At 71.1% G+C, this 19,965-nt stretch carries 22 protein-coding genes; 6 read left to right on the forward strand and 16 right to left on the reverse strand.

Annotation, left to right across the window (positions count from 1 at the left end; translation table 11 throughout):
- Positions 1-73 precede the first annotated feature (73 nt).
- From ACZ66S_RS04915 to ACZ66S_RS04930, 4 genes are all read right to left on the reverse strand, one after another.
- A complete protein-coding gene (locus ACZ66S_RS04915; RefSeq protein ID WP_469899721.1) occupies positions 74-1,408 on the reverse strand; it encodes a hypothetical protein in 1,335 nt (444 codons plus the stop codon).
- A complete protein-coding gene (locus tag ACZ66S_RS04920) occupies positions 1,398-2,006 on the reverse strand; it encodes a DUF6114 domain-containing protein (RefSeq protein WP_469899723.1) in 609 nt (202 codons plus the stop codon). The genes ACZ66S_RS04915 and ACZ66S_RS04920 overlap by 11 nt, the downstream gene beginning before the upstream one ends.
- Before the next feature lie 185 nt (positions 2,007-2,191).
- The gene (locus ACZ66S_RS04925; RefSeq protein ID WP_469899724.1) at positions 2,192-2,833 is read right to left on the reverse strand and encodes a DUF6230 family protein; all 642 of its coding nucleotides are present in this window, start codon (positions 2,831-2,833) and stop codon (positions 2,192-2,194) included.
- Between the two features lie 664 nt (positions 2,834-3,497).
- Positions 3,498-4,475: a tetratricopeptide repeat protein gene (locus tag ACZ66S_RS04930; protein ID WP_469899726.1), complete on the reverse strand. Its 978-nt coding sequence runs from the start codon at positions 4,473-4,475 to the stop codon at positions 3,498-3,500.
- Positions 4,476-4,706: 231 nt separating this feature from the next.
- Between ACZ66S_RS04930 and ACZ66S_RS04935 the strand changes: the two genes are divergently transcribed.
- Positions 4,707-5,336, forward strand: a complete 630-nt coding sequence (locus ACZ66S_RS04935; RefSeq protein WP_469899727.1) for a TetR/AcrR family transcriptional regulator — start codon at positions 4,707-4,709, stop codon at positions 5,334-5,336.
- 24 nt (positions 5,337-5,360) lie between these two features.
- On the opposite strand, the gene ACZ66S_RS04940 is transcribed toward ACZ66S_RS04935, so the two are convergent.
- The 9 genes from ACZ66S_RS04940 to ACZ66S_RS04980 form a co-directional block, all read right to left on the reverse strand.
- On the reverse strand, positions 5,361-7,061 hold the full coding sequence (locus ACZ66S_RS04940) for an acyl-CoA mutase large subunit family protein (RefSeq protein WP_469899729.1): 1,701 nt from the start codon (positions 7,059-7,061) through the stop codon (positions 5,361-5,363).
- Positions 7,062-7,185: 124 nt separating this feature from the next.
- Positions 7,186-7,524, reverse strand: coding sequence for a DUF3817 domain-containing protein (locus ACZ66S_RS04945; protein ID WP_469899730.1), 339 nt, complete (start codon positions 7,522-7,524; stop codon positions 7,186-7,188).
- Positions 7,525-7,567: 43 nt separating this feature from the next.
- Positions 7,568-8,077 carry a MarR family winged helix-turn-helix transcriptional regulator gene (locus ACZ66S_RS04950; RefSeq protein WP_086724885.1) on the reverse strand — a complete coding sequence of 170 codons (510 nt, stop codon included), beginning with the start codon at positions 8,075-8,077 and terminating at the stop codon, positions 7,568-7,570.
- Between the two features lie 588 nt (positions 8,078-8,665).
- On the reverse strand, positions 8,666-9,565 hold the full coding sequence (locus tag ACZ66S_RS04955; protein WP_469899732.1) for an SMP-30/gluconolactonase/LRE family protein: 900 nt from the start codon (positions 9,563-9,565) through the stop codon (positions 8,666-8,668).
- 32 nt (positions 9,566-9,597) lie between these two features.
- Positions 9,598-10,248: a TetR/AcrR family transcriptional regulator gene (locus ACZ66S_RS04960; protein WP_469899733.1), complete on the reverse strand. Its 651-nt coding sequence runs from the start codon at positions 10,246-10,248 to the stop codon at positions 9,598-9,600.
- The gene (locus ACZ66S_RS04965) at positions 10,245-10,925 is read right to left on the reverse strand and encodes a DUF4166 domain-containing protein (RefSeq protein WP_469899734.1); all 681 of its coding nucleotides are present in this window, start codon (positions 10,923-10,925) and stop codon (positions 10,245-10,247) included. Before ACZ66S_RS04965 ends, ACZ66S_RS04960 begins: the two co-directional genes overlap by 4 nt.
- Positions 10,922-11,677, reverse strand: a complete 756-nt coding sequence (locus tag ACZ66S_RS04970; protein WP_469899736.1) for a hypothetical protein — start codon at positions 11,675-11,677, stop codon at positions 10,922-10,924. The genes ACZ66S_RS04965 and ACZ66S_RS04970 overlap by 4 nt, the downstream gene beginning before the upstream one ends.
- 146 nt (positions 11,678-11,823) lie before the next feature.
- Positions 11,824-12,117 (reverse strand): MTH1187 family thiamine-binding protein, encoded by a 294-nt coding sequence (locus ACZ66S_RS04975; RefSeq protein WP_053847384.1) that lies wholly within the window; start codon positions 12,115-12,117, stop codon positions 11,824-11,826.
- Positions 12,114-12,458, reverse strand: a complete 345-nt coding sequence (locus ACZ66S_RS04980; RefSeq protein WP_469899738.1) for a DUF3817 domain-containing protein — start codon at positions 12,456-12,458, stop codon at positions 12,114-12,116. Before ACZ66S_RS04980 ends, ACZ66S_RS04975 begins: the two co-directional genes overlap by 4 nt.
- 654 nt (positions 12,459-13,112) lie before the next feature.
- On the opposite strand from ACZ66S_RS04980, the gene ACZ66S_RS04985 reads away from it, so the two are divergent.
- The 4 genes from ACZ66S_RS04985 (at position 13,113) to ACZ66S_RS05000 (ending at position 15,758) form a co-directional block, all read left to right on the forward strand.
- A complete protein-coding gene (locus ACZ66S_RS04985; RefSeq protein WP_393600764.1) occupies positions 13,113-13,745 on the forward strand; it encodes an AIM24 family protein in 633 nt (210 codons plus the stop codon).
- Positions 13,745-14,395 carry an AIM24 family protein gene (locus ACZ66S_RS04990; protein WP_469899739.1) on the forward strand — a complete coding sequence of 217 codons (651 nt, stop codon included), beginning with the start codon at positions 13,745-13,747 and terminating at the stop codon, positions 14,393-14,395. The genes ACZ66S_RS04985 and ACZ66S_RS04990 overlap by 1 nt, the downstream gene beginning before the upstream one ends.
- Positions 14,392-15,189: an AIM24 family protein gene (locus ACZ66S_RS04995; protein WP_469899740.1), complete on the forward strand. Its 798-nt coding sequence runs from the start codon at positions 14,392-14,394 to the stop codon at positions 15,187-15,189. The genes ACZ66S_RS04990 and ACZ66S_RS04995 overlap by 4 nt, the downstream gene beginning before the upstream one ends.
- A 92-nt stretch (positions 15,190-15,281) precedes the next feature.
- A complete protein-coding gene (locus ACZ66S_RS05000) occupies positions 15,282-15,758 on the forward strand; it encodes a MarR family winged helix-turn-helix transcriptional regulator (protein ID WP_468381853.1) in 477 nt (158 codons plus the stop codon).
- A 13-nt stretch (positions 15,759-15,771) separates the two neighbouring features.
- Here ACZ66S_RS05000 and ACZ66S_RS05005 read toward each other — a convergent pair whose 3' ends face one another.
- Positions 15,772-17,316, reverse strand: coding sequence for a sensor histidine kinase (locus tag ACZ66S_RS05005; RefSeq protein WP_469899742.1), 1,545 nt, complete (start codon positions 17,314-17,316; stop codon positions 15,772-15,774).
- A complete protein-coding gene (locus ACZ66S_RS05010; RefSeq protein ID WP_469899744.1) occupies positions 17,313-17,981 on the reverse strand; it encodes a response regulator transcription factor in 669 nt (222 codons plus the stop codon). Before ACZ66S_RS05010 ends, ACZ66S_RS05005 begins: the two co-directional genes overlap by 4 nt.
- 135 nt (positions 17,982-18,116) lie before the next feature.
- Here ACZ66S_RS05010 and ACZ66S_RS05015 point away from each other — a divergent pair, with 135 nt between their 5' ends.
- Positions 18,117-18,764: a PepSY domain-containing protein gene (locus tag ACZ66S_RS05015; RefSeq protein WP_469899745.1), complete on the forward strand. Its 648-nt coding sequence runs from the start codon at positions 18,117-18,119 to the stop codon at positions 18,762-18,764.
- An 8-nt stretch (positions 18,765-18,772) separates the two neighbouring features.
- Here the strand turns inward: ACZ66S_RS05015 and ACZ66S_RS05020 are convergent, their stop codons facing one another.
- Positions 18,773-19,960: an MFS transporter gene (locus tag ACZ66S_RS05020; protein WP_469899746.1), complete on the reverse strand. Its 1,188-nt coding sequence runs from the start codon at positions 19,958-19,960 to the stop codon at positions 18,773-18,775.
- Between the last annotated feature and the right edge of the window lie 5 nt (positions 19,961-19,965).

Below are 19,965 nucleotides of genomic sequence, written 5' to 3' on the forward strand. Positions count from 1 at the left end.
ACTGTGCCCCACCGGACACCCGGTGGGGCACAGTCCTTTCGCGGCTCCCGGAAGGGTTCGTGAGGGGCGTGGGTCAGCCCTCGCTGTACTGGTGCATCCCGGGCACGGTCAGGGTCCCGCCGTACTGGGCGGCCTGCTGGACCGTGACGTTGGTGAAGTAGATCAGGGGGATGTTCAGCGGCGGCGGGTTGTCCGGGCTGAACGTGATCGGGATCAGCCCCAGCAGGTTGCCGGAGATGCTCTCGGTGTACATCGTGGTCTTGCCGTCGGTGATCGTCGACGTCGTGCCCTTGCCCGCCTGCACGTGGTACGTCTTGCCCCGCTCGGTGACGATCTGGTGCAGGTCGCCGATGTCGGTGCCGCCGGACACGACGTACTTCAGGACCTTCTTGGTCTTGCCGCTCGCGGTCTTGACCTTGACGACGCCCTGGTAGTCGGCGCCCTTGAGGGTCAGCGAACTGGCCTTCAGGGTCCAGGCGTTGTCCGCCACCGTGATCCCGGGCTCGGTGTCGCCCTCCTCGTCCGTGGCGGCCGGGCAGTCCTCCGGGTCGGTGCCGGCGCTCGCCGAGGGGCTCGGGGAGGCCGTAGCGTCGGCCGCCGCCTCCTCCGCCGCCGCCTTCGTGGTGTCCTCGACGGCCTTCGTGGTGTCCTGGGCCGCCTTGGACGCCGTGTCGGTCGTGTTCTTTACGGTGTCCTTGACCGTGTCGGTGACCTTGTCGGTCGTCTCCTTGACGGTGTCGCCCGCGCTGTCGTCCGCGCTCTTGGACGCCGAGGCCGAGGGGGTCGGCGTCGGGGTGGCACTGGCCGAAGCGCCGGAGCCGGAGCCGCCGGTGAGGATCCCGGTGAGCGCGTCGCCGATGTCCGTCAGCAGGTTGCCGTCGTCGCTCGCGGAGGCCGACGGGGACGGCGTGGCGGCGTCGGAGCCGGAGGAAGCCGAGGAGCCGGAGCTGCTCTCCTGCTTGGTCGCGGAGGCGGACGGCGTGGGCGTCGGCGTGGCCTCGTCGTCGGAACCTGAATCCGACGAAGAGGAACCGTCCGAGCCCGAGCCGGAGTCCGACCCCGCGCCGGAGGAGGCCGACGGGGACGGCGTCGCCGTGGCGTCACCGGAGCCGGGGGAGGCACTCGCCGAGGCGGACGGGGAGGCGCTGCCGTCCAGTGCCGCGACGCAGTCCTTGTACTCGTCCGCCGTCAGGCTCTTCGCGGTCGGCGCGTCGTCGGCGAGGGCGAGCGTCGGCGTGAACCCGATGCCCATGAGGACGGCCGTGGGCATGGCGGCCATGGCTATCGCTTTGCCGGCCGGCACGTGGAACCTGTTGAACAGCGGTTTCCTGGGCGCCGCGTGCCGGGGGCCCGTTCTGACCTCGGCGGCGGCCGCGGAGCCCTCGCCATGAAGGTTCTCAGCCGACACGGTACCCCCCGTTCGCGTCGTCGCCGCCAGCCCAGGCGTTCTCCGGCGTCCGGTCCGACGATCCGTTCCGGCCGTGCTCCGGCGCCGGGTAGGCGGCTGCGGGCTCGTCCCCCACCGGCTTGAGCATCGCGGTGTCGGGGTCGGCGGCCTGGGGCGCACCGCCCTGCGTCCCGTCCTCGCCCATCGGCTGCGGCCGGGGCGGCGCACCGGGCGCCCAGGAGACGGCGAGCGCTCCGCCGATCAGCGCGAAGAGGAAGCCCAGGATGAAGCCGCCGATGTTGGAGACCACCAGGGACACCAGGGCGAGCACGATCGCGGCGACGCCGGCGAAGACGCGGGTGGCCTGCTGGAACCACATCGTCAGGCCCAGCGTGACGAGCAGTACGCCGATGATGAGGGAGCCGGCACCCGCGGTCGTCGCCATGGCGACCGACATGGTGCCCAACTTCAGGGTGGCGTACGGGAAGTAGGCGATCGGCACCCCTCCGAGCAGGGTGAACAAGCCCCCCCAGAACGGCCGGTTGCCCCGCCAGGCACGGAATCGCAGACGCAGCCGGGTGAAGGTCCCGGCGCTCTGGACCGGAGTCTCGGCACTCATGGAAAAAGCTCCCTGGTCCGGTGGAAGTTCGTACCGGCTCGGCCGTAGGCGTGTGAAGCCGGAAGTCTGAGTCTGTGCGGGTGCCCGCAGCGCGGTCGGCCGGGCGGGGGCGGCGGAGAAGCGAACGCTCCGCCACCCCCTGAGAGCGGCTCAGCCGCTCTCAGGACACCCCATTGCCGGAGCCGTCAGTAGCACTCCATCTTGGCGTCCGTGCCGAGCTTCATCGACAGACCGCTCAGCTTGAACGTGCCGGCCGTGGTCGCCCAGGCCGTCTGCTTGACGTCGTAGAGGTCGGCCGACTCGGCCTGCTGGGCGAAGCCGCCCGGCAGCACGTTCTCGCCCTGCTTCACGGCGGGACCGCGGGTCTTGTCCTTGACCGCAACACCGATGTCGATGTTGTGGAACTCCGCATCGGCGTCGAGCTGCGCGACGTCGATGTAGAGGTTGTGGGCCGAGACCGGCGTCTTGCCGCCACCCGCGTCAAGACGCAGGTAGATCGTCTTGTTGATGAGCGGGATCTCGGTCTTGACCGACTGGCACATCTTGGTGATGGTCGCGTCGTCGAACGACGAGATCGCCACCGGGACCTGGGTCTTTTCCTTGCCGTCGGTCTTCGTGTAGACGGTGTCTATACCGCCGTACTGGGCGAAGCCCTGACCGTGCAGCTCAGCCGCCGACACCTTGAACTGCTGGCCGGAGACGCTGAACGACGCGGCGAGCGCACCCTGCGCCAGCCCGACACCCACCGCCGCGGCCGCGGCGACGCTGGGCACCATGACCACAGCGAACCGCTTCCATCTGGTCCCGCCACGCACCTGGGACTGCATATTTCCTCCTTCTCGGACGTACATCTCCTGACCCTGACTGCCCTGTCGAAAAGGACGGCTCAGCCGGGCAGGGATGGGAGAAGTGCTACGTCCTCGGGAAGGAGAGCGCCCGCACTCGGAGGCGCGAACCGCGCACCGATCACCGGCGATCACCCCCGAGCGACAACCACTGGTCGCGCCTGACACACATCACGCACAACCTTGCTGGACAGGCTTCGCCGGATGGGCGAAGACCCCCCTGTCCGAGAGCCGGCGCACCTGCCGCCTGCTCTGCTCGGTGGGGACCCACGGAATCCCGCGGCCCGACCGGCTGTCGGGGTACGGGAAAGGACCGAGCGTCGCCGATCGTGGTGCATTCTCGCCGCCCGCACAAGGGGCTTCGTTACTCGGTAGTAACGGCCGGATAACCGAACAACGACCCGCTGGTCTCGGTCGGCGACGCTGGGTGTCAGAGAGGGGGTGGACAAAGCTGTTGATCGATGGACAGAATCCGACAGATCAACGCCGGTGACTTACTGCAAGTAACAGCGGCCGCGATTGCCAAGTTTTGGCAAAGCGCGGCCGCAGTGACACCCGGACGACAGATCTTTCACTCGGGCAACACATGCGGTGGCGTTTAGCAACTGGTCAGAACCGGCCTCGCGCCCCGCTCGGTTGCCGCCCCTCAGAACAGGGCGCGGGACAGCGCCCTGCGGGCCGCCGAGACCCGCGGATCGTCGGCCCCGACCACCTCGAAGAGCTCAAGGAGCCGCAGCCGTACGGTGTCGCGCTCGTCACCCGCCGTGCGCCGCACGGTGTCGATGAGCCGCCCGAACGCGTCCTCGACATGACCGCCGACCAGATCCAGGTCGGCGGCGGCGATCTGCGCCTGCGCGTCACCGGGCTTCTCGGCCGCCTCCTTGCGCGCCTGCTGCGGGTCGAGGGACTGCACCCGCTGGAGCAACTCCGCCTGGGCGAGTCCCAGTTTGGCCTCCGAGTTGCCCGGGTCGTCACTCAGTACGTTCTTGTAGGCCTGCACGGCACCGCCGAAGTCCCCGGCGTCCAGGGCGCGTACGGCGGCTTCGAGGAGCGCGTCGTACGGCCCCGCCGGTACGTCCGCGGGCTGCGGGGCGGCGCCCGGCTGGGCGTCCGGGTCGACGGTGAGGCCGGTCAGCCCGAAGCGCTGCTCGGCGACCTGCACCAACTGGTCCAGGGTCTGCTGGATCTGCTCCTTGCCGGCCGCGCCCTGGAAGAGCGGCAGGGCCTGCCCGGCGACGACGGCGAACACGGCCGGGATGCCCTGCACCCCGAACTGCTGCATCAGCATCTGGTTGGCGTCGACGTCGATCTTGGCGAGGAGCAGGCGTCCGTTGTACTCGACGACGAGCTGCTCCAGCACCGGGCTGAGCTGCTTGCAGGGCTCGCACCACTCGGCCCAGAAGTCGATGACGACCGGGACCTCGGTGGACCGCTGCAGGACATCGCGCTCAAAACCCGCCTCGTCTACGTCGATGACGAGATCGGCCGGGGAGACGGCACCGGGGCCGCCGCCGTGCCGGGCCGCTTCGGCGCGGGCCTGCTCCGCCTTCGCCTTGGCCTCCTGGGCCGCTTTCACCGCGGCGAGGTCGACGACTCCGCTCATGGACATGTTCCGTGGCTGCATGCGTCTATCCTCCCCCGTGCGCGCGCGTCTGTGAAAAGCGATGTGAAAGCCGGTCGTGCAGCGCGGTCCTGACGCCGGGTCCCCACCCCACGCCGTGCGCACCTGACTCGCGTACGTCCGTCGCGAGCTTTCGCTACGAGTCGTAGCGTAATGGCACCGCGTGCCCACCCGGTACCCCGCCCCGGTGATCTCCCTCACTGCCGCACAAGAACGGCCGGTTATGGTCGGAGGATGCAGAGCCGCAGCCCCGCCCCCCGCGCCACCGGCCGCCCGCGCAGCGCCGCCGCGGACACCGCGATCCTCGCGGCGACCAGGGCCGCGCTGGTGGAGCTGGGCTGGTCGAAGCTCACGCTGGGAGATGTGGCTACCCGTGCGGGGGTCGCGAAAACCACCCTCTACCGCCGTTGGGCCGGCAAGAACGAACTCGTGGTCGACGCGGTGGCCGAGCTCTTCGACGAACTCGAACTCCCCGACAGCGGGACCCTCGCCGCGGACATCGAGGGAGTGGTCCTCCAGTTCGCGGCGATCCTGGCCCGGCCGGAGGCGAAGAACGGCCTGATGGCGGTGGTGGCGGAGTCCTGCCGCGACGACGCCCTGCGCGAGCGCATCCGCTCCTCGATCGTCAACCGCCAGAAACGACTGGTCCTGGAGGGCCGAGAACGCGCCCAGGCCCGCGGCGAACTCCCGCCGGAGGCGGACCCCGTGGAGGCGGCCCGCACGGTCGACCTGATCTTCGACATGGTGGCGGGAGCGGTCGTGCACCGCACGCTGGTCAGCGCGGAACCGGCGGACGAGGCGTGGGTGCACGGCTTCACCCAGGTCCTGCTGACAGGTCTCGCGGGAGAGACCGCGGAACAGTAGGGACGGGATTGCCGCACCGGGCGCTCAGAACCCGGCCGGTTCCGTGTACACCCCCCACTCGTCCCGGAGGACCCCGCAGATCTCGCCGAGGGTTGCCTCCGCGCGTGCCGCGTTCAGCATCGGGGGGATCATGTTGGAGCCGTTGCGGGCGGCAACGAGCATCGCCTGCAGGGCGGTTCGCACGGCCTCCTCGTCTCTCGTCGCCTTGCGGTCGGCCAGCAGTCGTACCTGGTCCCGTTCCACCTCGTGGCTGACTCGCAGGATCTCCAGGTCGCCGGTGACCGAGCCGTGGTGGACGTTCACTCCTACGACCCTCTTCTCGCCCTTCTCCAGGGCCTGTTGGTAGCGGAAGGCCGCCTCCGCGATCTCGCCGGTGAACCAGCCGTCCTCGATGCCCCGCAGAATGCCGGAGGTCATCGGACCGATGGGGTGCCGCCCGTCGGGACACGCCCTGAGCCCGCGCTCCCTGATCTGCTCGAAGATCTTCTCCGCGTCCGCCTCGATCCGGTCCGTCAACTGCTCCACGAACCACGAACCCCCCAGCGGATCGGCCACGTTGGCGACCCCGGTCTCCTCCATGAGCACCTGCTGGGTGCGCAGCGCGATCTCCGCGGCCTGCTCCGACGGCAGCGCGAGGGTCTCGTCCAGGGCGTTGGTGTGCAGCGAGTTGGTGCCGCCCAAGACGGCCGCGAGCGCCTCGACCGCCGTACGGACGACGTTGTTGTAAGGCTGCTGCGCGGTCAGCGAGACCCCGGCGGTCTGGGTGTGGAACCGCAGCCACTGCGCCTTCTCGGACCTCGCCCCGTAGACGTCCCGCATCCACCGCGCCCAGATCCTGCGCGCCGCGCGGAACTTGGCGATCTCCTCGAAGAAGTCGACGTGCGCGTCGAAGAAGAAGGAGAGGCCGGGCGCGAAGACGTCGACGTCCAGGCCGCGGGAGAGCCCCAGTTCGACGTAGCCGAAGCCGTCGGCGAGCGTGTACGCCAGCTCCTGCGCGGCCGTGGATCCCGCCTCGCGGATGTGGTACCCGGAGACCGACAGCGGCTTGTAAGCGGGGATGCCGGCCGCGCAGTGCTCCATCAGGTCGCCGATGAGGCGCAGATGCGGCTCGGGCGGGAAGAGCCACTCCTTCTGCGCGATGTACTCCTTGAAGATGTCCGTCTGGAGCGTGCCGTTGAGGACGGACGGGTCCACGCCCTGCCGCTCGGCCGCGACCAGGTACATGCAGAAGACGGGGACGGCGGGTCCGCTGATCGTCATGGACGTCGTCACGTCACCCAGCGGGATGTCCCGGAACAGGACCTCCATGTCGGCGGCGGAGTCGATCGCGACCCCGCAGTGCCCGACCTCCCCGAGCGAACGGGGGTCGTCGGAGTCCCGGCCCATCAGCGTCGGCATGTCGAAGGCGATCGACAGCCCGCCACCGCCGTTGGCGAGGATCTTCTTGTACCGCTCGTTGGTCTGCTCGGCGTTCCCGAACCCGGCGAACTGCCGGATGGTCCAGGTCCGGCCCCGGTAGCCGGTCGGATACAGCCCGCGCGTGAAGGGGTACTCCCCCGGCCACCCGATCCGCTCGAAGCCCTCGTACACGTCCCCCGGCCGTGGCCCGTACACCGGCTCCACGGGATCGCCCGACAGCGTGCTGAAGTCGGCCTCACGCCTGCGCGAGGCGTCGTACCGGGCCTGCCAGCGTCGGCGGCCCTCTTCGATGGCGTCAGCGTCCATACCATCGAAGTTACTGGGACGTCCTAGTAAACGTCGACACGCGACCGCTGTGCGTGTGCCGTACGGCGGGTGGGGGCGGGGCGGGGGTGGGGGTGGGGGTGGGGACCCTGGGGGTCGGTGGGCGTTATGCCTTGGCGGGGGCCGGAGTCCCGTCCGTGATGCTGCTCTCCAGCTCCCGGCTGACCTTCCGCTCCACGAAGAAGGCCGCCGTGGGGATCGTCCCGGCGAGCAGGACCCACAACTGCTTGGCGACCGGCCACTTCGCCTTGGAGCCCAGGTCGAAGGCGAAGACGAGGTAGACCACGTACAGCCAGCCGTGCGCGATGCCGACGGCCGTCGTGAAGCTGTCGGCACCGTCGATCTTGAGCAGGTACTTGGCGATGACGCCGAGGGTCAGCAGGACCAGCAGCACACCGGTGACGTAGGCCATGACGCGGTAGCGGGTCAGCACGCTCTTCTTCATGCCGTCGAGCGTAACCGCCCGTTCCGGGAGATCTTGCCCCGGGTCACTCCTCGTCGAAGTCCCGCGCCGCCACCCTCAGCGGGCGCAGCATCGCGAAGATCTCGGCGCACTCCTCGGCGTCGTACACGCCGAGCCCGAAGTCCATCGCCATGAGGTCCCGCGTGGCGGCGTCCACGACCTCGCGACCCTTGTCGGTGATGGAGGCGAGGGTGCCGCGGCCGTCGTTGGGGTTGGGGCGCTTGTCGACCAGGCCGGACCTGACCAGGCGGTCCACGGTGTTGGTGACCGAGGTGGGGTGCACCATGAGGCGCTCGCCGATCTTCGACATCGGCAGCTCGCCCGCCTTGGAGAAGTTGAGCAGCACCAGTGCCTCGTACCGGGCGAACGTCAGCCCGTACGGCTTGACCACCGCGTCGACCTCGGCGAGCAGGATCTGGTGGGCCCGCATGATCGAGGTGATGGCGGCCATGGACGGCACGTTTCCCCAGCGCTGCTTCCAGAGCTCGTCGGCGCGGGCGATGGGGTCGAAGGGGAGACTGAGCGGCTTCGGCACGGCAACGACCTTACCGGCCGGTCACATGGTGGTCAGCAGTGTCTCGCCCTTCAGACTGCTCGGGTGCGGATTCGGTGGGGGCGGGCGTTTTGCGCAGTTCCCCGCGCCCCTGATGCCTGCGGCGGCCCGCTACTGTCCGGTGGGGGCGTGTGCAGCGCGTGCGGTCCGGTGGGTGGGTCGGTGCCGGGGTGGGGGGTATCCGTCCTCGGTCCGGCGCCTCGGTCCCTTGAGTGGTGCTCTGCAACGGACGCCGGCCGCTGCGGGCGGACACCCCCCACCCCGTCCCCTCACCGCCGTAAGCGTCTGCACGAGCGTCCACCTGCCCCACCCAGGGGCGCGGGGAACTGCGCGACCAGCCACAACGGACCCGCACCCGCCAGATGGACCCTTTGTGACACGGGCGACTCCAACCCCCCAGGGGCGCGGGGAACTGCGCGACCGGCCACGACGGACCCGCACCCGTCAGACGGCCGCTCGTGGCGCACGCTCGCTCGTGACGCGGGCGACTCCAACCCCCCAGGGGCGCGGGGAACTGCGCGACAAGCCCCCACCGACCCGCACCCTCCCGGCGAGCGGACCGGCACTCCCCTAGACCCGCCCCGCCCCCGTCACCGACATCATCAGCGAGTACAGCGAAGTCGTCGCCGTGATGAACATGCGGTTTTTCTTCGGGCCGCCGAAGGTCACGTTGGCCACCCGTTCCGGCACCCGGACGCGGCCGAGGAGCGTGCCGTCGGGGGCGTAGCAGTGGATGCCGTCGTCCAGGGCGGCAGCCCACAGGCGGCCCTCGTCGTCGAAGCGGATGTTGTCGAAGTGGACGCCGGCGGGGGCCTCGGCGAAGACCTCGCCGTCCGAGAGGGTGCCGTCGGCGTGGACGTCGTACCGGTGGATCCGGGCCGCCCGTGAGTCCGAGACGTACAGCCGCCGCTCGTCGGGGGTGAGGATCACCCCGTTCGGCCCGTCCAGCCCGTCCGCGGCGAGGGACACCTCGCCCGTGCCCGGATCGATCCGGTACACGTGGCAGGCCCCGATCTCCGAGGGAGCCCGGTGCCCCTCGTAGTCGCTGAGGATGCCGAAGTCCGGGTCGGAGAACCAGATCGTGCCGTCGGAGCGCACGACGGAGTCGTTCGGGCTGTTCAGGCGCTTGCCCTGCCAGCGCTCGGCCAGCACGGTCACCGTGCCGTCGGGCTCGGTGCGGGTGACGCGGCGGTTGCCCTGTTCGCAGGTGACGAGCCGCCCCTGCCGGTCGACGGTGTTGCCGTTGCTGTTGCCGGCCGGGGAGCGGAGGACGCCGACAGTGCCGGTGGCCTCGTCCCAGCGCAGGAGGCGGTCGTTCGGGATGTCGCTCCAGACGAGCTGGCGCCAGGCGGGCAGGTACAGCGGTCCCTCGGCCCAGCGGCAGCCGTCGTGGAGGGTCTCCAGCCTGCTGTCGCCCTTGGTGCAGGGCAGGAAGCGGTCGTCCAGGATCTCGTAGACGCTGTCGGGCACGGGGGTCCTCTCGGGTCGGGGCGGGGACGGGGTCAGCGGCGGCCGGTCCGCCGGAGGTGGAGGCGTACCGCGCGCTGGGCGACCGGCCCCAGGTCCTCCAGCGCGGCGACGAGCACACCGAGCTGCTCCAGGGCGTCCAGTGCCGAGGTGGCGCCGGCCGCGTCGACTCCTTCGTACAGCTCGATGCCCACGAAGGACGCGGCCACCGCCCGGGCCAGGCCCGCCGGGTCGGCGAACTCACCGAAGGGGGTGGCCGCCAGGACCCGGGTGAGGACCTTCTCGATCTCGGCGATCCACAGCTCCAGGCCCGCCGCGGTGGCCGGGCCGAGGGTGGCGTGGGTCTGGGCGCCGGCCAGGAGCTGGCCGAGGAGGGCCACATGGCCTCCGGCCCGCTCCTCCTCGTGGACCCGCCGTCCCACCGCGAGCAGTTCGGACAGCGAGGTCACCTCGGCCAGCCGCTCCCGGTAGCGGGCCACCGAGCGCTCCGCCCCGTAGCGGCAGGCCGCGGCGAGGAGCTCGTCGACCGTGCCGAAGTGGTAGAAGACCAGGGCCTGGTTGACGCCCGCGGCCGCCGCGACCGTGCGGGCGGAGGTCTTGGCGATGCCCTGTTCGGTGAGGGTGCGCAGGGCGCCGTCGAGGAGTTTGGTCTTGGTCTCCAGGGCCTTGGCGGACTCGGGGCTCACGCCCGCACCTCCTCGCGCACCGGGCGCAGACCCGGCCGGACCCCGCAGGTCTCGATGTCGCTGTACGTCGCCTCGAAGGACCCCTCATAACCGAAGAGCGGCCCGAAGTACCGGTTGACGACCCGGACCCGGATGCGGAAACGGTCCGCCCGCTCGTCGTACGACTCCCGCACCTCCGCCGTCGCGCCGATCAGCTCGGGCACCCGGACGTCCACCACGCCCTCCCGGAACCGGTGCTCCCCGGAGCGGATCAGCAGCGAGCCGTCCGGCTCGGCGCTGAAGTGCAGCTCGCTTGCCAGGTGCTGGTGGGTGCCGAGGTAGTCCAGGATGCGGTCGCCCTTGGGGCTGAGCACCATCTGGGCGTCGAAGCGGCGGGGGCCGCCGGGCAGGTGGAAGGTGCGCACGAAGGTCACCGTCTCACGGCCGTGGGTGTCGACGTAGGGCACGTTCTCGATCACGAACGGCACGTTGCGTCCCGGGGTCGGCACCAGGATGTTGCGGGTCGCGCCGAGGGCCAGGAAGGGCCTCACGAAGGCCCCGCCGTGCCAGACGCGGTCCATCACGCCCCGGCCGGTGCAGGCCTCGCCGGACGTCAGCCCGACCGAGAAGCGGCGCTGGAGGCGGGGGTGGAGGCGGTCGAAGTCGGCGCCCATCACCGTGCGGAACATCGAGGTCATCGCGGGGTCTCCAGGGTGCGCAGGACACGCGGCGCACGCACGCGTGTGGAGGGCCGGCGCAGACAGCGCCGGGCGGCCGGGGTGCCGGGGAGCGGCGACTTGAACAGGGCCACGGAGATGGCGAGGGCGAGCAGGAGCGGCGAGAGGTACGCCATCGACGCGGCCAGCGGGCCGAAGAGGCGCAGGAAGCGCTCCAGGCCGAGGCCGGTGCCGGCGACGAGCACGACGACGGCGCGGACCAGAAGCTCGGCCAGCCAGTTCCACAGGGCCCGCTCCGGGGTGATCCCCCGTTCCAGCCACAGCCGCAGCCGGTCGAAGGACCAGGCCGTCGCCCAGCCGATCAGGGGGCGGAAGAGCAGGCGGTCGGCCACGGCGCCGAAGCGGCCCCAGCGCGGGCGGTAGTCGTAACCGGTGAGGAAAAGGACGCCGTCGCCGTCCGGGACGTACCGCCAGTAGCCGCTGCCCTCGGCCAGGAGCGAGAGGGGGTGCGGGGAGGAGAAGCGCAGGGCGGAGGTGCGGGTGCCGTCGGGGCGTTCCCGCTCACCCGCGGCGACACCGATGCCGGCGACGGTGAGACCGGGCAGCACACGGGTGGCGTAGCGGAAGCGCTGCGGCTCGTCCGCCGTCCCGCGCGGAAGGTACGTGATGCGGGTGAAGCGGAGGTCCCAGCGCTGGTGCTGGGACGGCTCCTGGGTCCGCGTCCAGAGGTCGTCGAGATCGGCACGAATGCGTGTCTCTACGTAGAGCCCCAATGTTCCCCCAGGTGAGCTCACTGTTTGAGCGACCGCTCAAACTCTCAGGACGGGAAGTTACACGCTTTTGAGCGATCGCTCAATCAGTGGGCATGAGAAAACCCCGGCCCGCGTGGGCCGGGGTTCGTCCGTGGTGGCGGACCCGGTCAGCCTGCGAGGTGCCGCTCCACCGTCTCCACCTTGGAGGTCAGACCGTCGGTGACGCCGGGCCGGATGTCCGCCTTGAGCACCAGCGACACGCGCGGCGCCCGCGCCTCCACGGCGGCCACGGCCCGCTTCACGACGTCCATCACCTCGTCCCACTCGCCCTCGATCGAGGTGAACATGGCGTCGGTGCGGTTGGGCAGCCCCGACTCGCGCACGATCCGCACGGCGTCGGCGACGTACTCCCCCACGTCCTCGCCGACCCCGAGCGGGGTCACGGAGAAGGCGACGATCATGCGTTCACGATCCCTTCCTGGCGGGCCCGGGAGGCGATGACCGCGTCCTCGGCCTCCCGCTTGAGCCTGCGCTCGGCGAAGAAGCCGCCGGTGGGCAGGACGGAGAGCACGAAGTACCAGATGCCGGTCTTCGCGGACCACTTGGTGCGGTTCCAGGCGTCGAGCCAGAAGACCACGTACAGGACGAACAGGAAGGCGTGTACGTAGCCCATCACCGGTACGGCGTTGAAGTCCGTGGTCCGCTTCAGCACCGAGCAGACGAGCAGGATCAGGAACGAGATCGCCTCGGGAGCGGAGACCAGGCGGAGGCGTCGGATGGCGGAGGCTGTCTTGAGGTCCACGGGTCACCTTCGGTGGGAGGTCGGTCGACGGCTTGTGAACGAACGCACAAACGTCCGTCCATTGTGACAAACGGTTCGGGGGGCGTTCTGCCGGGGGGCGGCTGCGGGTCCGTTGCGGCTGGTCGCGCAGTTCCCCGCGCCCCTGGGGGGTTGGAGTCGCCCGTGTCACAAAGGGTCCGTCTGGCGGGTGCGGGTCCGTCGTGGCCGGTCACGCAGTTCCCCGCGCCCCTGGGGAGGTGCAGTCGCCCGTGCCATGAGGGACCGTGCGCCACTACCGGCCGTCGGGTGCGGGTCCGTCGTGTCCGGTCGCGCAGTTCCCCGCGCCCCTGGGTGGGGCAGGTGGACGTTCGTGCAGACGCTTACGGCGGTGAGGGGACGGGGTGGGGGGTGTCCGCCCGCAGCGGCCGGCGTCCGTTACCGAGCAACAGCTAAAGAGACCGAGGCGCCGGACCGAGGACGGATACCCCCCACCCCGGCACCGACCCACCCACCGGACCCAAAGCGCTACACGAGCCCCACCGGACAGCAGCGGGCCGCCGCAGGCATTTCAGGGGCGCGGGGAACTGCGCAAAACGCCCGCCCCCACCCAGCCGCACACGAAACACACACCTCTGTCCGCAAACCCCCTCCGCCCGCTACCTTCACTCCGTGGCGATGTTTCGACTCCAAGGCAGCAAGGTGCTCGCCGTAGACATGACCGGCGACGCCGTGAAGGCGAAGAACGGCTCGATGGTCGCGTACGACGGGCAGATGGCGTTCAAGAAGATGAGCGGCGGTGGTGAGGGCATCCGGGGCATGGTCACCCGGCGCATCACCGGCGAGCAGATGACCGTGATGGAGGTGTCGGGGCACGGGACGTGCTGGTTCGCGGACCGGGCCTCGGAGATCAACCTCGTCAGCCTCCAGGGGGACAAGCTGTACGTGGAGTCGAGCAACCTGCTCGCGACCGACGCCGGCCTCAGGACCGGCACCAGCTTCACCGGCATGCGCGGCGCCTCGCAGGGCAACGGCCTGTTCACGACCACGGTCGAGGGGCACGGCCAGGCGGCGATCATGTCGGACGGCCCGGCGGTCGTCCTGCGCGTGAGCCGCCAGTACCCGCTGACCGTGGACCCCGGCGCGTACATCGCGCACCAGGGCAACCTGAACCAGTCCTTCCAGTCCGGTGTGACGTTCCGCACGTTCATGGGCGAGGGCGGCGGCGAGGCCTTCCAGATCCGCTTCGAGGGCGACGGCCTGGTGTACGTCCAGCCCAGCGAGCGCAACACGATCGCGGGGGATGTGTGATGCCGTTCCGCGAGATCAACTCCAAGATGGTCGAGGCGACCGTCATGCCGGGCCAGCGCCTGTTCAGCCAGCGCGGCGCCATGCTGGCGTACAAGGGCGAGGTGTCCTTCACCCCGAACATCCAGGGCGGCCAGGGCGGTGTCATGTCGATGATCGGCCGCCGCGTTGCCAACGAGGACACGCCCCTGATGACGGTGGAGGGCAGCGGCACCGTGCTCTTCGGACACGGCGGCCACCACGTCACCGTCATCAACCTCTCCGGCGACACCCTGTTCGTCGAGGCGGACCGGCTGCTCGCCTTCGAGGGCACCCTCCAGCAGGGCACCATGTTCATGGGCTCGCAGGGCGGCGTGATGGGCATGGTGCGCGGCCAGATCAGCGGCCAGGGCCTGTTCACCACCACCCTGAAGGGCCACGGCTCGGTGGCCGTGATGGCCCACGGCGGGGTCTTCGAGGTCCCGATCAGCCCGCAGCGCCCGGTCCACGTGGACCCGCAGGCCTACGTCGCCCACTACGGCGACGTCCGCAACAAGCTGTCGACGGCGCTCGGCTGGCGCGACATGGTGGGCCGCGGCTCCGGCGAGGCCTTCCAGTTGGAGCTCAGCGGGAACGGCGTGGTCTACGTCCAGGCGTCCGAGGAGAAGCTGTGAGTCACTACCCGGGCGCGGGCCCCACCGTCTACGACCCGATGACGCTGCCGTCCGACGACAACGTCAACAACTACACCTTCTGCGTGGAGCTCAAGGGGAGCCAGTGGTTCCTGCAGAAGGGGAAGATGATCGCCTACTACGGGCAGATGGATTTCAACGGCATCGGACACGGCCGCCTCGACGGTCTCGTCCGTACGTCGTTCCATTCGCCTCTGCACGCGAGCGACTGGGTCGTGGCGCAGGGCTCGGGCAAGATGCTCCTCGCCGACCGGGCCTTCGACGTGAATTCGTACGACCTCGAAGACGGCAACCTGACCATTCGCTCGGGCAATCTGCTCGCTTTTCAGCCAAGTCTGGCGCTGAAGCAGTCGATCGTGCCCGGCTTCCTCACCCTCATCGGAACCGGGAAGTTCGTGGCCGCGTCCAACGGTCCGGTGGTGTTCATGGAGCCCCCGATCCGGGTGGACCCGCAAGCGCTTGTGGGCTGGGCCGACTGCCCCTCCCCCTGCCACCACTACGACCACGGGTACATGGCCGGCCTTATGGGCGGTCTACGTGCGATGACGGGCCTCGGCGGGGCCTCCGGCGAGGAGCACCAGTTCGAGTTCGTGGGGGCCGGAACCGTACTGCTCCAGTCGACCGAGGTCCTGATGGCCGAGCAGGCCACCGGCATGGTCCCGTCCGAGCCCGGAGTACCCGGTGGTCACGGGGTACCCACAGGCCAGCCACAGCAGCCGGGGGCACCGCGCCTTCCCGGACAGCTCGGGGACCTCCAGCGTCGCTTCGGGCTGTGAGCGGTAGTCTGCGGAGTGTGACATCGAACGCGTGCGCACCGTCACACCACCCTCATTAGTTCGCCTTTCAACCTTTTAGGTAGACTTCATTCATGGAGACCGAGACGGCCACGCGCTGGCTGACCGATGCGGAGCAGTGCGCCTGGCGCACCCACCTGGAGGTCAACAGGCTGTTGACGTATCAGCTCGAGAGGGACCTGCAGCCGTTCGGCCTGACGATGAACGACTACGAGATCCTGGTCAATCTCTCCGAGTCGGAGGGCGTACGGATGCGGATGAGCGACCTCGCGGCCGCCACCCTCCAGTCCAAGAGCCGGCTCTCGCACCAGATCACCCGCATGGAGAACGCGGACCTGGTCCGGCGTGAGAACTGCGAGTCCGACCGCCGCGGCCTGTACGCGGTCCTGACCGAGCACGGCATGGAGACGATGCAGAAGGTCGCGCCCCATCACGTGGCGTCCGTGCGGAGGCACTTCATCGATCTCGTACCGCCCGAGTCCCTGACGGAGCTGGACAAGGCCCTGAAGCCGATCGCGGAGCATCTGCGCGGGCAGCGGGGACGTCCCTGACACCGGGGCACGACTAGGCGAGCGGCAGGCGGAGTTCGAACAGGGCTCCGCCTGTCGGCGCGTCGCGGACCGTGAGCGTGCCGCCGTGCCGGGCGGCGACGTCCCGGGCGATGGCGAGTCCCAGCCCGGCCCCGCCGTCGTCCCGGGCCCGGGCCTCGTCCAGTCGGACGAACCGTTCGAAGATCCGCTCCCGGTCCCCGGCCGGCACCCCGTCCCCGTCGTCGGCGACCTCGACCACGGCGCGGCGGTCACCGTCCCGGCGTACCGTCACCGCGACCTGTGACCGCGCGTGCCGCCGCGCGTTGTCCAGCAGGTTGTCGAGCACCCGCTCCAACTGCCCCCGCGAGCCCGTCACTTCGACGGCGTCCGCCCGGACCGTCACGCCGTCCCGTCCGGCGGCCCGCTCCCGCACCAGCACCCCCAGGTCGATGCGCGCGTCGGAGACCCGCTCCCCCGCGTCCAGGCGGGCCAGCAACAGCAGGTCCGCGGCGAGGCGTTGGAGCCGTACGGTGTCCTCGACCGCCCCGTCCAGGTCCAGCAACTCCGGGTGCGCGGCGGCCACTTCGAGCTGGGTGCGCAGGGAGGCGATCGGGCTGCGCAGCTCGTGCGAGGCGTCGGCGACGAACCTGCGCTGGCGCTCGACGGAGGTCTCCAGGGCGGCCAGCGTCTCGTTGGTGGTGCGGGCGAGGCGGGCCACCTCGTCGTGGGTGTCGGGCACCGGGACACGGCGGGCGAGGTCCTCGGAGGCGGTGATCGCGGCCATCTCGGCGCGGATGCCCTCGACCGGGCGCAGCGCGCGCCGGGTGACCAGCCAGGTCACGGCGGCGACGACACCGAGCAGCAGCGGGAAGCCGACCAGCATGACGGTCTGGGCGGTGTCCACCGCGCTCTGCTCGGGGTCCAGGGAGGCGCCCGCGTACACGGTGAGGGTGCCCTTGTCGGGCACCTCGACCTCCACGGCCGCGAAGCGGTAGTCGGCACTCTTCCCGTCGACCGTGGCGGAACCGGCCGTGAGCCGGACGTCGTCGGCGATCTCCCCCGGCTCCAGGACGGAGCGGTCGTCCCCCGACGTGTCGTCATCGGAGTCCCCGGAGTCCCCGGAGTCCCCGGAGTCCCCGGAGTCCCCGGAGTCCTCTGAGTCAGCGGAGCCCTCGGAGTCCTCGCGGTCGCCGGAACCCACGGAGTCGCCCGTCCCCCCGGTGCCTGCCGTGGCCCCCGTGCCCGCCGTGCCGCCCGCGGACGGCCGGGACCGCACCTCGGTGACTCCCGTGCCGCTGATCCGCTCCAGGTGCTCGGTGGCCGCGACCAGGCGGCCGTCCGCGTCGACGACCTGCACCGGCTCGTCGTCGTCCAGCTCCAGGCCGGTGTACGGCGTCCCGCCGGAGAGGTCGGCGGCGACGTTCCGCGCGGCCCGCTCGGCCTGGGTGCCCGCCTGGTCGATCAGGTTGGAACGCAGGGACAGCAGCACGGCCGCCCCGGCGGCGACCAGCGCCACGGCGACGACCAGGGTCGCGGCCAGCGTGGCCCGCGCCCGGACCGAACCGAACAGCCGCCTCATCCCCCGGCCTCCAGCCGGTACCCGGCGCCGCGGACGGTCCGGATGAGGCCCGCGTCCAGCTTCCGGCGCAGGGTGCTGACGTACACCTCGACGATGTTCGGGTCGCCGTCGTACGCGAAGTCCCAGACGTGCTCCAGGATCTGCGCCTTGGAGACCACCTCGCCGGCCCGTACCGCGAGCTGCTCCAGGACCGAGAACTCCTTGGCGGTGAGGGTGACTTCGGTGCCGTCGAGGAAGACCCGGCGGGCGGCGGTGTCGATCCGCAGGCCGCCGAGTTCGAGCACCGGCAAGGCTCCGGAGCCGTTCCCGCGCCGCCGCAGCAGGGCCTTGATGCGGGCCACGAGGACGACGTAGGAGAAGGGCTTGGTCAGGTAGTCGTCGGCGCCGGTGTCCAGGCCCTCGGCCTCGTCGTACTCGCCGTCCTTCGCGGTGAGCATCAGGATCGGCACCTCGTGGCCCGCGGCACGCAGGGCGGCGCAGACCCGGTAGCCGTTGAGGCCGGGCAGCATGATGTCGAGGATGACCAGGTCGTACGACCCTTCGCCGGCCCGGTGCAGCCCCTCCCGGCCGTCGTGGACGACGTCGACGGCGTAGCCCTCGGCGGTGAGGCCCCTGGCGAGGGACAGGGCCAGTCGTTTCTCGTCCTCGACGATCAGCAGGCGCATGCGTACAGCGTCGCAAAGCGAACCTGAAGACGCCTTCAGGCGGCTTCAGGTCGGCTTCAGCTCCCCTCAGGCAGCGTGGTGGTCGTCGAAAGCGAACGAAGCTGAACGAAGCAGACCGGCTCTGGAGGAATCCTCATGAAGCGCAACATCGTCATCGCCACCCTCACCGCCGCCGCGCTGGCCACCGGCGGCACCGTCGCGGCCTTCGCGGCGGGCGACGACGGCGCGACGGCGACGCAGCGCCCGTCGGACACGAGCGTCCGGCCGGCCGCGGACCGCGACGACGACTCCGCGGACGACCGGGACGACGACGCCTCCGAGGACCGTACGGCGGTCTCCGGCGGCGATGTCACCGCGGCCGAGGCGATCGCGGCCGCGCTGGGGCACACCTCGGGCACCGCCCTCTCCGCCGACCTCGACGACGACGGCACCGCCGCGTGGGAGGTGACCGTCGTCAAGGGCGACGGCACCGAGTACGACGTGCGGATCGCCCCGGACTCCGGCAAGGTGCTCGGCGCCCAGCGCGACACGGACGACGACGGCGACGCCGACGACCGGGCCGAGCTCGCCGCGGCGAAGGGCGCGCGGACCGACGCCCGCGAGGCCGCTCTGGCCGCCGCCGGGAAGGGCACGGTGACCGAGGTCGGCCTCGACGACGACCACGGCACCGTGGCCTGGACGGCGGAGACCGTGAAGGACGGCAAGCACAGCGAGTGGAAGGTCGCCCTCGACTCGGGCAAGGTCACCCAGGACCGCGACGACGACGGCGACGAAGACGCCTGAGCCGGCCGCTACCCGGCGGGTGCGACGCCCTTCGCCGCGGCCAGGGCCGTCAGGACGACCGCCGCCCCCGTCGCCGCGAAGCACACGGCCACCGGCAGGTGCCCGGCCAGGGCGCCCGCCGTGGCCGTGCCGGCCGTACTCCCGGCGTTCACGCCCGTGTTGACCCAGGCCCCGGCCCGGGTGCGCACCTCGGGTCCCACGATCTCGTCGGCGATGAGGTACGCGGTGGTAATGGCCGGTGACACGAAGAACCCGGCGACCCCCATGACCACGGCGAGGGTGCCGAGCCCCGGGGCGAGTCCCGCGCCCAGCAGGGCCAGGCCCAGACCGAGGGTCAGCAGGGCGAGCCGGGTCCCGGCGGGCCCGCGCCAGGCGACGGCGCCGTTGAGCAGCCCGCCGACGGCACTTCCGGCGGACACGGCGGCCAGCACCCAGGCCACGCTCGCCCCGCCGTGCCCGTGCCGGTCGGCGAAGGCCACGACGAGCAGGTCGAGCGAGCCGATCGCGAGCCCGACGCCGGTGACCGCGCCGACCGGCCGGCCGATCCGGCGCAGCACTCCCCGCTCGCCCGTCCCGCGGCGGGCCGTGGGCGCGGCGGGAGGGATCGCCCGTACGGCGGGGGAGGCCACGAAGCCGGCCGTCCCCGCCCCGACGAGGGCCGCTCCGACGAGGATGCCGACGGCGGGCGGGGCGACGGAGACGAGGACGCCCACCAGCAGCGGGCCCGTCAGGAAGAGGAGTTCCTCCGCGATCCCGTCGAGGCTGTAGGCCCGCTGGAGCAGCGGCCGTTCCTCGGCGAGCCTCGCCCAGACGGTCCGCATGGTCGGCCCGAGCGGTGGCACGACGGCCCCGGCGAGCGCGGTGAGGGCGCCCAGGAGGTGCGGCGACGCCCCGGGACGCCACACGGCCGCGGTCAGCAGGCCGAGCAGCGCGAGGTAGGCGGCGAGCAGCGGCACGAGCGCCCGGCGCGGCCCGTACCGGTCGATGAGGGCGGCCCGCGAGGGGGCCAGGAGGACGACGGTGGCTCCGAAGAGCGCCATCACGGCGCCCGCCACCGTGTACGAGCCCGATGCCCGGGTCACGGCGAGCATCACGGACAGCGGGACGACGCCGTACGACAGCCGGCCGAGCAGGGCGGTGGCGAAGGTGCGGCGGGCGTGCGGGATGCGCAGCAGCAGCGCATAGGAGGCAGACATGGGTG

Source organism: Streptomyces sp. NPDC107471 (assembly GCF_055582845.1).